The organism is Marinobacter sp. Arc7-DN-1, from assembly GCF_003441595.1.
Lineage (GTDB): Bacteria > Pseudomonadota > Gammaproteobacteria > Pseudomonadales > Oleiphilaceae > Marinobacter > Marinobacter metalliresistant.
This window is the reverse complement of the sequence record NZ_CP031848.1, coordinates 3,470,106-3,483,066: the sequence shown is the minus strand read 5'-3', so window position 1 is coordinate 3,483,066 and position 12,961 is coordinate 3,470,106. Positions and strand designations below refer to the sequence as shown.

The window sequence follows — 12,961 nt, the reverse complement described above, 5'->3', positions numbered from 1 at the left end:
TGCCACTATTTCCGGACGAAGGACTTTGGAGCATTGCGACCGCGGGCTACGGGGAAGAACCTGCCGGGACACGCTGTGAATACGTCCCTGTACGCTTGACTGCAGCATCCATGCTGCAGACAGTCCCGGCAGGCTCTTCCCCGCACCCCGCTAGTTCAGAGTATGACGCTCAGCTATTTCTTTTTAATGGGTCGCCCCTGCGGGCTCCACATCAATAATCTGTACTTCGAAGGTCAGTGTACGCCCTGCCAGGGGGTGATTGAAATCCACCTCCACTTCATCGCCTTCCACCCGGCTGACAACGCCCGGCAGTTCGCTCTGGCGGGCATCCGCGAAGGAGATCATCACGCCCGGCTCCAGCACCATATCTGGGCTGAACTCGTGGCGCTTGAACGTCTGTACGTTGTTGGGGTTGTGCTGACCAAAGGCTTTTTCCGGGGGCACTTGATAGCTTTCCCGGTCGCCGGCCTTCATGCCCATCAGGTAGGCTTCGAAATTCTCCGGCAGGTTTTCATCGCCGATTTCGAGGGTGGCCGGCTCTTTCTCAAAGGTGGAATCGATCACTTCACCATCCGGAAACTTCAGGGCGAAATGCAGTTTGACCCGGGTACCCTTGTCGACAGGCAGTTCATTCATAAGAGTTACTCGCTCCTTTCAGCATCCCCACCAGAATCGGTGGGTTTGCGGAACATATCGAGAATCATCATGGCAGCACCGATGGTGATGGCGGTGTCGGCCAGGTTAAAGGCGGGAAAGTGCCAGTCCTGCCAGTACAAATGCAGGAAGTCGACGACATAGCCGTGCACCACCCGGTCGTAGACATTACCCAGGGCGCCACCGAGTATGAGCACGATGGCAACGGCGGTCCAGGTTTCATGGCGCTTCAGGTTTTTCAGCCAGTAGATCAGCACAACACTGACCACCAGGGCCAGGGTTACGAAAAACCAGCGTTGCCAGCCCGCGGCTTCGGCCAGGAAGCTGAACGCGGCGCCGGTATTGTGGAGCAGGGTCAGGTTGAACATGGGGATGACCGGAACCGGATCGCCGTAGGTCAGCATGGCCGTGGCCATGGCCTTGGTGCCGAGATCGAGGATGATCACAAGCACCGCCAGCCACAGCCACTTGAGTTTGCTTCCGGCGACCTGTTCAGGCATGGCAGCGTCCATCAGGCGTAAGCGCGGGCTTCACCGGGCCCTTCCACGTTGGTCACGCAACGACCACAGAGGTCCTCGTACCTGGCGTTACGGCCGACATCTTCCCGGTGATGCCAGCAACGCTCGCACTTGGTGTGGGTAGCCGGAGTCACCTTCACCCGGAGGCCTTCGTGGGAAGTCATCTCGGCGTCGCCCGCCTCGGAGACCGGCTTCACGGTGGCCTCAGACGTGATCAGGACGAAACGCAGTTCCTCACCAAGGTGTTTGAGCTCTGCCGCCAGATCACCTTCGCAGTAAAGGGTGACTTCCGCACTCAGGGAGCCCTTGATCTCTCCACGCGCCCGGGCCTCCTCCAGCCGTTTGTTGACGGCTTCCTTGACGCTGTAGATCTCGCGCCAGTAGTCGCGACCAAGCTCGGCGTTTTCCGGCAGCGCGGTCAGGCCTTCGTACCAGGTTTCGTAGAATACGGTATCGCCCCGCTTGCCCGGCAGGTGCTGCCAGATTTCATCGGCGGTGAAGCTCAGGATCGGGGCAATCCAGCGAACCAGGGCCTCGGCTACGTGATAGAGAGCCGTCTGGCAGGAGCGACGGGCCAGGCTGTCGGCCTGGGTGGTGTACTGGCGGTCCTTGATGATATCGAGGTAAAAGCCGCCCAGGGTCGCCTCGCAGAAGTTGTAGACCTTCTGGTAGATCCGCAGGAAGGCATAGTTGCCGTAATCCTCATGGAGCTCTTCTTGCAACTGCAGGGCACGATCCACCATCCAGCGGTCCAGGGCGATCATGTCCTCCGGTGCCACCATGTGCTGTTCCGGATCGAAACCGGTCAGGTTGCTCAGCAGGAAGCGGGAGGTGTTCCGGATCCGGCGGTAACCATCGGCGGTCTGGCGCAGGATGTCCTTCGAGACGGTCATTTCACCGCTGTAGTCCGTCGCCGCCACCCACAGCCGCAGGATGTCAGCACCCAGCTCGTTCATGACTTCCTGGGGCGCGATCACGTTACCCAGGGATTTGGACATCTTGTGGCCCTTACCATCGACGGTAAAGCCGTGGGTCAGAACCTGCTTGTAAGGCGCCACACCGTTCATGGCGATGGAGGTTTTCAGGGACGACTGGAACCAGCCACGGTGCTGATCTGAACCTTCCAGGTACATATCCGCCGGGAACTGGCCCAGTTCCTCGCGAACCCGCAGCACCGATTCGTGGGTCACGCCGGAGTCGAACCAGACATCGAGGGTATCGGTCACCTTCTCGTACTGCTCGGCATCGCTGCCCAGCAGCGCGGACGCATCCAGCTCGTACCAGGCGTCGATACCGCCCTCCTCAATCTGCTGGGCCACCTTCTCGATCAGGTTCTGGGTGTCCGGATGCAGTTCCTGTGTCTCCTTGTGGATAAACAGGGTGATGGGTACGCCCCAGGTGCGCTGCCGGGAGATGCACCAGTCCGGAGACTGGTTGAACATGGCTTCGATGCGATTCTTGCCCCAGGATGGCACCCAGCGCACGCCCTTGATCGCTTCCAGAGCGTCGGCGCGGAGGTGTTCCTTGTCCATGCTGATAAACCACTGGGGAGTCGCCCGGTAGATCAGCGGGGTCTTGGTGCGCCAGCAGTGCGGGTAGCTGTGACGGAACTTCTCCGAACGGACCAGCTTGCCTTCGCGCTCAAGCGCGCCGCAAACCGGCTCATCGGCCTTGTAAACGTGCACGCCAGCCAGTTCACCGGCCGCCGAGGTGTAGGTGCCGTCGGCCTGAACCAGGTTGATGGTGCCGATGTTGTAGGCCTTGCCTACTTCAAAGTCTTCCATACCGTGATCCGGCGCGGTATGGACAGCACCGGTACCGGCGTCGGTGGATACGTGCTCCCCCAGGATGACCGGCACCTGCCTGTCGTAAATCGGATGCTGGAGCACCAGGTGCTCCAGTGCGGCGCCGGAACAGGTCGCCAGCACTTCATAGTCTTCCACCTGCCAGCGGGCCATGACGCCTTCCACCATCTCGGCAGCCAGGATCATGCGCTCCGGCCCCTGCCCGACGTCGGTCTGGACCAGCGCATAGTCCAGCTCGGCATTCACGGACACGGCCTGGTTGGCCGGAATGGTCCAGGGGGTGGTGGTCCAGATGACGACAGACACATCGCCTTCGCCCCTATCAGTGCCAAACAGTGAGAGCGCTTTTGGCTGATCAACGGCGGTGAAGCGGACGTCAATCTGGGTAGAGGTTTTGTCCTGGTACTCAACTTCGGCCTCTGCCAGTGCGGACTGACCCACCACACTCCAGTAAACCGGCTTATAGCCACGAACCAGGTGACCTTTGGCTACGATCTTGCCCAGGGCGCGAACGATCCCGGCTTCCACCTTGGGATCCATGGTCAGATAGGGCTTGTCCCACTCACCCATCACACCCAGGCGAATGAAGTCTTCCTTCTGACCGGCGATCTGTTTGGTGGCATAGTCACGGCAGGCTTGGCGGAAGGTCTTGTAATCCACCTTCACGCCTGCCTTGCCGATCTCCTGCTCCACCTTGTGTTCGATGGGCAGGCCATGGCAGTCCCAACCCGGCACATAGGGCGCGTCGTAGCCCATGAAGCCTTGAGACTTGACGATCATGTCCTTGAGAATCTTGTTGACCGCATGACCTATGTGAATGCTGCCGTTGGCGTAGGGAGGACCATCGTGGAGAATGAACTTGTCCCGCCCCTCACGCTGCTTGCGCAGGTTGCCGTAGACGTCGAGATCCTGCCAGCGCTTGAGCATTTCCGGCTCGCGCCTGGCCAGGTTACCGCGCATGGGAAAGGCGGTTTCCGGCAGATTCAGGGTGTGCTTGTAGTCGCTCATGTTTGTGTGCGTACTCTTTTGGTCTTGGTCAGTGTTGGTCAGTCTTTTATTCGTTGGGGCGCAGCCGGGCGTTTCAATGCGCGCTTTTTACAGTGCCGTGCTCCGAAATCCACGCACGGGCGTGCTCGAAATCCCGGGTAATCTGTTCTTTCAGTTCATCCACGGAAGCGAACTTTTCCTCGTCCCGCAGGCCGTGGCGGAACACGACTTCCAGGTGCTGGCCATAAAGTGTGCCAGCAAAGTCAAACAGGTGCACTTCCAGGGACGGCTGCTTGCCATCCACGGTCGGCCGCAGGCCTATGTTGGCAACGCCATCGTACACGGCGCCATCGTCCAGTGTGGCCGCCACCACATACACCCCTTGCAGCGCTGGTAGCCGGTGCAACAGGATGTTCGCCGTTGGCGCCCCGATCTGGCGCCCCAGTTGCCTGCCATATACCACCCTGCCCCGGATGCGGTATGGATGTCCGAGCAGCGCCTCTGCCTGCTCCAGGCCGTTCACCGTGATCAGTTCCCGCACACGGGTGCTGCTCACCCGCTCGCCATCAACCGTTACCGTGCGGGTATTCTCAACCGTGAACCCTGCATCCTTGCCTACTTTCTTTAGAAGGGCGAAATCCCCGGCCCGGTCGCAGCCAAAGCGGAAATCGTCCCCCACCACCAGGTGCCGGACGGCCAGCCCCTGAATCAGGATGTCTTCGATAAAGCCCATGGCAGAGTAACTGCGGAAGGCCTGATTGAAGCGCAGGCACAGCACGATATCGATGCCCTCGGCCAACAGGGCCTCAAATTTCTGCCGGAACCCCATCAACCTTGGCGGCGCCTCGCTACCCTGGAAAAACTCCCGGGGCTGGGGCTCGAAAATCATGACCATGGAAGGCACGCCAAGGGCTTCGGCCTTGCTCCTGACCTGATCAATAATGGTCTTGTGGCCCAGATGCACACCGTCAAAATTACCGATGGTGGCGACACACCCGTTGGCGAGTGGAGAATCCTCCCGCCGGGACAGCTTTTTCAGGTTGGTCAGGCCCCGGATCAGACGCATGTAATGCGAACCTTCAATTGCCAGCTAGCTTTCAGCGCTACCCTTGTTACCGCAACGCTGGTGAGAAAACGCGCGATTATACCTTACCTCTGGCGGAAATGTCTTACCCGAACCCCGGCCAGCGCCAGGGCAACAAAGTAAATGGCCACACCGGCACCCACCAATATCGCCATATCCGCCGCCCGCTGATAACCGCCGTTTGCCAGCCACACTGCCACCGGCGCCTTGAGCCACAAAATAACGGCAGCCAACGCACCATTGGCGAATAGAACCTGCAGCAGGAAACGGGGCCAGCCGGGCTGGCTCTGCCAGGCTCCTTCCTTGCGCAACCCTCGCCACAGCAGATACCCATTCAGCCAGGCCGACAGGGAGGTTGCCAATGCCAGTCCGGCATGCGCCAGCGGAAAAATCAGTATCAGGTTGAACACCATGTTCGCCACCATGGCGATAACACCGATCTTGACCGGCGTTTTAGTGTCCTCGCGGGCAAAGAAACCCGGAGCCAGCACTTTAATTAGCATGAACGCAAGCAACCCCGCGGAATAGGCCCGCAGGCTCTGGGCCGACATGGCCACATCCCGGTCGGCCACTTCGCCGTAGTGAAACAGGGTGGCAATCAGCGGCTCCGCCAGCAAGACGAGGGCCAGCGCCGCCGGCAAACCAATCAACAGGACCGCACGGACTGCCCAGTCCAGGGTGGCCGCAAACTGGTCAGCCGATGCCGCCGCATGCTTGCGGGACAGGCTTGGAAGAATCACCGTGGCAATGGCAATGCCAAATACACCAAGAGGCAGTTCCGCAAGCCGGTCGGAGTAATACAACCAGGAGACACTGCCGGTCTGAAGAAAGGAAGCCAGCACGGTATCAAGCAGCAGATTGATCTGGCTGACCGATACCCCGAACAGGGCGGGCGCCATCAATTTAAGAATCCGGCTGACACCTTCGTGGCGATAATCGACTCGAGGCCTGGGCAACAGGCCGAGGCGCATCAGAAAAGGCAGCTGGAAGAACAACTGCAGGGCACCGGCAATGAACACCCCCCAGGCCAGCGCCATCACCGGCTCGTCCATCAGTGGCGTCAGCCAGATCGCCGCCGCAATCATGGCCAGGTTCAGAAGAACCGGGGTAAACGCCGGCACAGCGAACCGGTCGTAGCTGTTCAGTATGCCGCCGGCAAAGGCGGTCAGGGAGATCAGCAATAAATAGGGGAAGGTGATGCGCAGCATCTCGCTGGTCAGGGCAAACTTCACGTCATCATCAAGAAACCCCGGCGCAAAAACTGCCGTCAACACCGGCGCTCCCAGGATCGCCACCAGTGTTACACCCAGCAACACCAGACCCAGTGAACCGGCCACAGCATTGACCAGCCGCTGCACGTCGGAGTGGGACTGATTTTCCCGGTAGGACGACAACACTGGAACGAAGGCCTGGGAAAAAGCGCCCTCGGCAAACAGCCGGCGCAGAAAGTTGGGAATCTTGAAGGCGACAAAAAAAGCATCCGCCCCGGCACCGGCGCCAAAATAGCGGGCAATCACCATGTCCCGGACCAGGCCAAGCACCCGGGACAGCATGGTCATAATGCCCACAAGTCCCGACGACCTGAGCAGGCCAGGCGCTTTAGGCAATTGCTTTTGCTCAGGAGATGATTCAGGTTCCGAAGACATGCGGGCTCTGGTCTGGCATTGTGGAAATAGACAAGTGGCCGCGAGTTTACCACAGGCCTTCTGTGTCAGGGCATGAAATGGGTTTTGGCCTTGACATTTCGAGGTTTGAGCGGCATAGTTCCGCGTCATTTATTTCGACGCGCTGGTTTTGGCGCGCCCGCGATGTAACGAATCATTCAGCAACGAATTTGAGATTTTCAGGAGTTTTACGGTGGCAAATACCCCGCAAGCCAAGAAGCGCGCACGTCAGAACGAGAAGAACCGCAAGCACAATGCAAGCCTGCGTTCCATGGCTCGTACTTACATGAAGAAGATCCAGTCCAAGATTGAGGCCGGCAACTACGAAGAAGCCCAGGCTGCTTTCCAGCAGGCCCAGCCGATTCTGGACAGCATGGTCAACAAGGGTATCTTCGCGAAGAACAAGGTTGCTCGTCACAAGAGCCGCCTGAGCGCCAAGATCAAGTCTCTGAAGAGCGCGTAAGTCGCCCGACTTCAGAAGCATAAAAAAACCGGCCAGTTGGCCGGTTTTTTTATGCTTCAGTTATCAGAAACAAGCATTACACTATAACGAGGTTATCCCGGTGTATCATTTCCTCGCCGGAACTGTAGCCCAGAACCTCGGCAATCCGGTCACTGGATCGACCGGCGATCGCCCTGGCCTCGTCGGCATCGTAATTCACAAGCCCCCGGGCAATCTCCTTGCCAGCCTGATCAACGCAGGACACCATTTCGCCACGGCGAAACTGCCCGACCACACCCTTTACGCCCACCGGAAGCAGGCTGCGCCCGCCGAGACACACCACCTTCACCGCACCGTCATCCAGGGTCAACTTGCCCCGGGTCTGTAAATGGCTGGCCAGCCACTGCTTGCGGGCAGCGATCCGGCCCTGCTCCGGGAGCAGCAGGGTGCCAATCACGTCGCCTTGGCGCAGCCGGCCGATCACCCCCTCGATACGACCACCAACAATAACGGTAAACGCACCAGACCGGGCGGCCAGGCGAGCCGCACGCAATTTGGTCATCATGCCACCCCGCCCCAGCACACCGGCCCCGCCTCCGGCCATGGCATCCAGCTCATGATCACCAGCCTTGCGCTCAGTGACCAGCCGGGCATTGGCGTTCTTCCTGGGATCCTTGTCAAACAGACCAAGCTGATCAGTCAGGATAATCAGGCCGTCCGCCTCAATCAGGTTAGCGACCAGTGCGCCAAGGGTATCGTTGTCACCGAACCGAATCTCGTCGGTCACCACCGTGTCGTTTTCGTTGACGATCGGCACTACGCCAAAGTCGAGCAGCGCCCTGAGCGTGCTTCGGCCGTTGAGGTATCGCTTGCGGTCCGAGAGGTCATCGTGAGTGAGGAGAATCTGGGCAGTGTGGATATCATGCCGCTTGAACTGGGCCTCCCAGGTCTGAACCAATCCCATTTGCCCAACCGCGGCGGCGGCCTGGAGTTCGTGCAACTGCTCCGGCCTCACTGTCCAGCCAAGACGGCTCATCCCCTCAGCCACCGAACCGGAGGAGACCACGACCACTTCCACCCCTTCTTCGACCAGCTCTGCAATCTGATCCACCCACAAGCCCAGAGCAGCCACATCCAGCCCCCTGCCATCGTTGGTCAGCAGGGCGCTTCCGATCTTGATAACCAGGCGGCGGGCCTGGCGCAACTGTAGGCGTTCAGTCATGGTGCTTGAGCGGTCTCCCTGGTGTTAATCCTGCTTTACTCGGGCGCGTAAACCACTTCGACGTCGTAGTCATCATCGTCGAAGTCATCGTCATCGTCGTCCTCGCGGGCAGCACGGCGAGCCTGACGCTCCGCCTCGATACGGACCCGGGCCTCTTCATCCATCTGTCGACGGCGACGGGCTTCCCGCTCAGCGACCTCGGGATTCTGGGCCTCTTCTTCGGCCTGCTCTTCAATCCAGCGCATAACCGCCTGAACCAGCGGCCTGGTGCCCTCACCACTAAGCGCGGAAATCCGGAACACCGGCCCTTCCCAGCCAAGCTCATCAACGATGGCCTGGCAATGGGCATCGCGGTCTTCCTCAGCCACCATATCCACCTTGTTCAGCACCAGCCATCTGGGCCGATTGGCAAGAGTCTCACTGAACTTCTCAAGCTCATGCTCAATCGCCCGGACGGCATCCGCCGGCGAAGATCCGTCGTAAGGCGCAACATCCACAAGGTGCAGCAAAAGCCGGGTGCGGACCAGGTGCTTGAGGAACCGGATACCGAGCCCGGCGCCCTCGGCTGCGCCCTCGATCAGGCCGGGGATGTCGGCAATGACAAAACTCTGATGCGCCTGCACACTGACGACCCCGAGGTTAGGCACCAGTGTGGTAAAGGGGTAATCCGCCACTTTCGGGCGGGCCGCCGACACCGAACGGATAAAGGTGGACTTACCGGCATTGGGCATACCCAGCAGCCCGACATCCGCCAACACCTTCAGCTCCAGCCGAAGGTTGCGCAGCTCGCCTTCAGAGCCTTTGGTGGTCTGCCGGGGCGCACGGTTAACCGAGGACTTGAAGCGGGTATTGCCAAGGCCATGAAAACCGCACTGGGCAACCTTCAGACGCTGCCCTGCATGGGTCAGGTCCCCGAGCACCTCATGGGTGTCCATATCCACAACCGTGGTGCCCACCGGCACTGGCAGGACAAGATCCTCACCCTTGGTACCGGTGCAGTTGCGGCCGGAGCCTGGCTCACCATTCCGGGCTTTGTGTTTACGCTGGAAACGGTAGTCAATCAATGTATTGAGCGACTCGTCTGCTTCCAGATACACGGAACCACCATCGCCCCCGTCGCCACCGTCGGGGCCGCCCTTGGGAACGTATTTTTCACGCCGGAAGCTCAGGCAGCCGTGACCGCCCTTGCCGGCTTCCACAATGATGGTGGCTTCGTCTACGAATTTCATGAATCAACCCTTTGCGCGATGCGCATAAACTAAAAAGCCCCGCAGCCTCAAGGAAGCTTTGCGGGGCTCCGGATGGCTCTGAACACCTGATGATATCAGGATATCAGCGCCACCCAAGGTTCGACAGAACCGGATCGCCGCTGCTTACGCAGCCGGAACGATGCTCACGAACTTACGGCTCTGCGGGCCTTTGACTTCGAACTTCACCTGGCCGTCTGCTTTCGCAAACAGGGTGTGATCCTTGCCAATGCCAACGTTGCTACCAGCGTGGAAACGGGTGCCACGCTGACGAATGATGATGCTGCCTGCAGAAACAGTCTCACCGCCAAAGCGCTTCACACCAAGTCGTTTCGACTCGGAATCGCGACCGTTACGGGTACTACCTGCTGCTTTTTTATGAGCCATTACCAGCCTCCTTCTCTAGGGGGTAATTCGAGAGCCTCAGCCCTGGATACCCGTGATCTTTACTTCAGTAAACCACTGACGGTGGCCCTGACGCTTCATGGAATGCTTACGACGACGGAACTTGATGATCTGAATCTTGTCGTGACGGCCGTGGCTAACCACTTCCGCAGTCACTTTGGCACCATCAACAACCGGCGCACCAACCTGAACCTTGTCACCATCGGCGATCAGCAGAACGCGATCAAACTCAACGTTACCGCCGGTTTCAACTTCCAGCTTTTCCAGCTTCAGGGTTTCGCCTTCTTTTACACGGTGCTGCTTACCACCGCTGACAATAACTGCGTACATTTACTCGTTCTCCGCGATTGACCCATCCCTGCTCTTATCCACCTGGTTCTAAGGGAAGCGCTCTGGCGACCCTATAGCAGGGAGCGCAGGTTGGGATGAGTTGGGCGCGTGATTGTACGAGAAGACGCCATGCTAAGCAAGTTGAACATAGGGTCAGAAGAAAGCTTTCTTCTGACCCCGACTTCGCCGACTTAACGTTGACACCTCAACCTGCAATACCTAGCATTGCCGCGACCTGCCTTTATTATCAGCGAACGCAACGACGACAACACCAGCAAGGGATCCACAAGCCGCATGACAGCCCAGCGCATTCACGACACCGTGGCCGACGACTTCAGCCGCGTCAATGACCTGATCATCCAGCGGCTTTCCTCAGACGTTCCCCTGGTGGAAAAAATCGCCCAGTACATCATCGAAAGCGGCGGTAAGCGGCTGAGACCCTTACTGGTTTTGCTTTCCAGCCAGGCTGCGGGCTACGACAAAAGCGACCACCTGAAACTGGCGGCTGTCATCGAATTCCTGCACACCGCCACCCTACTCCATGACGATGTGGTGGACACCTCCGACATGCGGCGGGGCCGGAGCACGGCCAATGCACGCTGGGGTAATGCCCCGAGCGTGCTGGTAGGTGATTTCCTCTACGCCCGGGCCTTCGAGATGATGGTGGAGCTCAAAAGCCTGCCTATCATGGAGGTTTTGTCCCACGCCACGGCCGTGATCGCCGAAGGCGAAGTCATGCAACTGATGAACGTGAAAAATCCGGACCTGACCGAAGACCAGTACATGAAGGTCATTCACAACAAGACCGCCATGCTGTTTGAAGCCGCGTCCCACACCGGCGCCCTGCTCGCCGGGGCCGGTGACGACCAGGAACGGGGCCTGAAGGACTACGGCAAGCATCTGGGCCTGGCGTTCCAGCTGGTGGACGATGTCCTGGATTACCGGGGCGATGCCGAAGCCATGGGCAAAAATGTGGGCGACGACCTTGCCGAAGGCAAGACCACCCTGCCCCTGATTTACGCCATGGCACACGGCACGGAAAATGAGCGCCAGTTGATCCGCCAGGCCATTCGCAAAGGCGGGCTGGACGACCTGCCCAGGATTCTCGAAATTGTTGAGCGCTCAGGCGCCATTGAATACACCATGACCAAGGCCCGGGAACAGGCGGACCTGGCCAAAGCCTGCCTGACAACCCTGCCGGCCTCAGACCACAAAGAAGCCATGGAGCTGCTGACCGACGTCGCGGTGGCCCGGGTGAGTTGACGTAAAAATGGGGTCTGAAAATGGGGTCAGATGAAAATTTCATCTGACCCCGATTTCAACTCAGGCGCTCGCGCCCATGAGGCTCGTCAAAGTTCAACGCCGGCCCCACCGGCACAATCTGGGTCGGGTTGATGGTCCGCTGGCTCACGTAGTAATGACGTTTGATCTGCCCGATATCCACGGTTTCGGCCACGCCGGGCTCCTGATACAAATCCCGCACGTAGGCAGAAAGCGCCGGAAAATCACTGATCCGCTGGCGATTGCATTTGAAATGGCTGTAATACACCGCATCAAATCTAATCAGCGTGGTAAACAGCCGCCAGTCCGCCTCAGTTAACTGGCTACCCACCAGATACCGCTGGCCAGACAACCGATCCTCCAGCCAGTCCAGCGACTCGAAAAGAGCGTCGTAGGCTTGCTCGTATTTATCCTGAGCGGTAGCAAAACCCGCCTTGTAGACACCGTTATTGACTGTGTCATAGACCCGGGCATTGACCTCATCAATTTCCCCCTGCAGTTCCTCGGGATAGAAGTTCCGGTCCGAGCGAACACCCTCCAGCCCATCGAAGGCCGAATTGAACATCCGGATAATCTCGGCGGATTCGTTACTCGCAATCGTCTGTTTTTCTTTATCCCACAGCGTCGGCACCGTCACCCGCCCGGAATACTCAGGCGCAGCTCTGGTGTAGACCTCATGCATGAAACGGAAGCCATGCAAGTAATCCCGGTGCTGCTCACTGTCAGGCCGGAACTCCCAGCCATTCTCTACCATATCCGGGTGCACAACAGACACTGAAATATGCTTCTCCAGCCCCTTCAGCTTCCGGAAAATCAGCGTCCGATGCGCCCACGGGCACGCCATGGACACATAAAGATGGTAGCGACCGGACTCAGCCTTGAAACCACCTTCACCATCCGGCCCCGGCACGCCGTCTGCGGTCACCCAGTTCCGAAACCGCGCCGCCTCCCGCTCAAACTTGCCACCGGTCTTATCGGTGTCATACCACTGGTCATGCCATTTGCCGTCAATCAAAAGCCCCATAAACCCTCCGATGAAAAACCTTGAAAGTGTGGCCCCTGTAACAAGGGGGCGCCGGCAAAAAGTCTGCCAAGGGTATTGGAGAAGGCCTTTGCAAACCGTGCATTGCCAAGGATGGCAATGCCGAGCCCCCAGGGAAGGGTTCACGGCGTGTTTGCAAAGGCCTTCTCCAATACCCGCTGCCCCCAAAACTGACAGCGGCCCTGTTACCTGCCCTCCAAAGCCTGATAATTTGAAGGAAGAATACCGGCGACCCTGCTACCCTCTCAAACAAGCATTTCTGGCCAACAACCTCAGATAA

General features: G+C 58.9%; 12 protein-coding genes. 2 read left to right on the top strand and 10 right to left on the bottom strand.

Features of this window, described 5'->3' with window-relative positions:
* Positions 1-183: 183 nt before the first annotated feature.
* The 5 genes from fkpB to murJ all read right to left on the bottom strand — a co-directional run bounded on the left by fkpB (position 184) and on the right by murJ (position 6,694).
* A complete protein-coding gene (gene fkpB, locus D0851_RS16355) occupies positions 184-636 on the bottom strand; it encodes an FKBP-type peptidyl-prolyl cis-trans isomerase (protein ID WP_117619581.1) in 453 nt (150 codons plus the stop codon).
* Positions 637-641: 5 nt separating this feature from the next.
* Positions 642-1,166 (bottom strand): signal peptidase II, encoded by a 525-nt coding sequence (gene lspA / locus D0851_RS16350; RefSeq protein ID WP_117619580.1) that lies wholly within the window; start codon positions 1,164-1,166, stop codon positions 642-644.
* Positions 1,166-3,985, bottom strand: a complete 2,820-nt coding sequence (gene ileS, locus D0851_RS16345) for an isoleucine--tRNA ligase (RefSeq protein WP_117619579.1) — start codon at positions 3,983-3,985, stop codon at positions 1,166-1,168. Before ileS ends, lspA begins: the two co-directional genes overlap by 1 nt.
* 73 nt (positions 3,986-4,058) lie before the next feature.
* On the bottom strand, positions 4,059-5,030 hold the full coding sequence (ribF, locus tag D0851_RS16340) for a bifunctional riboflavin kinase/FAD synthetase (protein ID WP_117619578.1): 972 nt from the start codon (positions 5,028-5,030) through the stop codon (positions 4,059-4,061).
* Positions 5,031-5,113: 83 nt separating this feature from the next.
* Complete coding sequence (murJ, locus tag D0851_RS16335; protein WP_117619577.1) at positions 5,114-6,694, bottom strand: murein biosynthesis integral membrane protein MurJ; 1,581 nt, start codon at positions 6,692-6,694, stop codon at positions 5,114-5,116.
* A 211-nt stretch (positions 6,695-6,905) separates the two neighbouring features.
* Here murJ and rpsT point away from each other — a divergent pair, with 211 nt between their 5' ends.
* Complete coding sequence (gene rpsT, locus D0851_RS16330; RefSeq protein WP_117619576.1) at positions 6,906-7,175, top strand: 30S ribosomal protein S20; 270 nt, start codon at positions 6,906-6,908, stop codon at positions 7,173-7,175.
* Between the two features lie 76 nt (positions 7,176-7,251).
* Here the strand turns inward: rpsT and proB are convergent, their stop codons facing one another.
* The 4 genes from proB to rplU all read right to left on the bottom strand — a co-directional run bounded on the left by proB (position 7,252) and on the right by rplU (position 10,358).
* Entirely contained in the window at positions 7,252-8,376 is a 1,125-nt protein-coding gene (gene proB, locus D0851_RS16325; RefSeq protein WP_117619575.1) for a glutamate 5-kinase, read from the bottom strand.
* A gap of 35 nt (positions 8,377-8,411) precedes the next feature.
* Entirely contained in the window at positions 8,412-9,605 is a 1,194-nt protein-coding gene (gene cgtA / locus D0851_RS16320; protein WP_117619574.1) for an Obg family GTPase CgtA, read from the bottom strand.
* 144 nt (positions 9,606-9,749) lie between these two features.
* Positions 9,750-10,010, bottom strand: a complete 261-nt coding sequence (gene rpmA, locus D0851_RS16315; RefSeq protein ID WP_088829262.1) for a 50S ribosomal protein L27 — start codon at positions 10,008-10,010, stop codon at positions 9,750-9,752.
* A gap of 36 nt (positions 10,011-10,046) precedes the next feature.
* The gene (rplU, locus tag D0851_RS16310) at positions 10,047-10,358 is read right to left on the bottom strand and encodes a 50S ribosomal protein L21 (RefSeq protein WP_027831003.1); all 312 of its coding nucleotides are present in this window, start codon (positions 10,356-10,358) and stop codon (positions 10,047-10,049) included.
* 294 nt (positions 10,359-10,652) lie between these two features.
* Here rplU and ispB point away from each other — a divergent pair, with 294 nt between their 5' ends.
* Complete coding sequence (gene ispB / locus D0851_RS16305; protein WP_117619573.1) at positions 10,653-11,621, top strand: octaprenyl diphosphate synthase; 969 nt, start codon at positions 10,653-10,655, stop codon at positions 11,619-11,621.
* A gap of 55 nt (positions 11,622-11,676) precedes the next feature.
* Here ispB and D0851_RS16300 read toward each other — a convergent pair whose 3' ends face one another.
* Positions 11,677-12,663: a glutathione S-transferase family protein gene (locus D0851_RS16300; RefSeq protein WP_117619572.1), complete on the bottom strand. Its 987-nt coding sequence runs from the start codon at positions 12,661-12,663 to the stop codon at positions 11,677-11,679.
* Between the last annotated feature and the right edge of the window lie 298 nt (positions 12,664-12,961).

Excerpts from the sequence above, each read along its gene's own strand:
- fkpB (WP_117619581.1), bottom strand. The coding sequence starts at position 636 with ATGAATGAACTGCCTGTCGACAAGGGTACCCGGGTCAAACTGCATTTC.
- lspA (WP_117619580.1), bottom strand. The coding sequence starts at position 1,166 with ATGGACGCTGCCATGCCTGAACAGGTCGCCGGAAGCAAACTCAAGTGG.
- ileS (WP_117619579.1), bottom strand. The coding sequence starts at position 3,985 with ATGAGCGACTACAAGCACACCCTGAATCTGCCGGAAACCGCCTTTCCC.
- ribF (WP_117619578.1), bottom strand. The coding sequence starts at position 5,030 with ATGCGTCTGATCCGGGGCCTGACCAACCTGAAAAAGCTGTCCCGGCGG.
- murJ (WP_117619577.1), bottom strand. The coding sequence starts at position 6,694 with ATGTCTTCGGAACCTGAATCATCTCCTGAGCAAAAGCAATTGCCTAAA.
- proB (WP_117619575.1), bottom strand. The coding sequence starts at position 8,376 with ATGACTGAACGCCTACAGTTGCGCCAGGCCCGCCGCCTGGTTATCAAG.
- cgtA (WP_117619574.1), bottom strand. The coding sequence starts at position 9,605 with ATGAAATTCGTAGACGAAGCCACCATCATTGTGGAAGCCGGCAAGGGC.
- rpmA (WP_088829262.1), bottom strand. The coding sequence starts at position 10,010 with ATGGCTCATAAAAAAGCAGCAGGTAGTACCCGTAACGGTCGCGATTCC.
- rplU (WP_027831003.1), bottom strand. The coding sequence starts at position 10,358 with ATGTACGCAGTTATTGTCAGCGGTGGTAAGCAGCACCGTGTAAAAGAA.
- ispB (WP_117619573.1), top strand. The coding sequence starts at position 10,653 with ATGACAGCCCAGCGCATTCACGACACCGTGGCCGACGACTTCAGCCGC.
- D0851_RS16300 (WP_117619572.1), bottom strand. The coding sequence starts at position 12,663 with ATGGGGCTTTTGATTGACGGCAAATGGCATGACCAGTGGTATGACACC.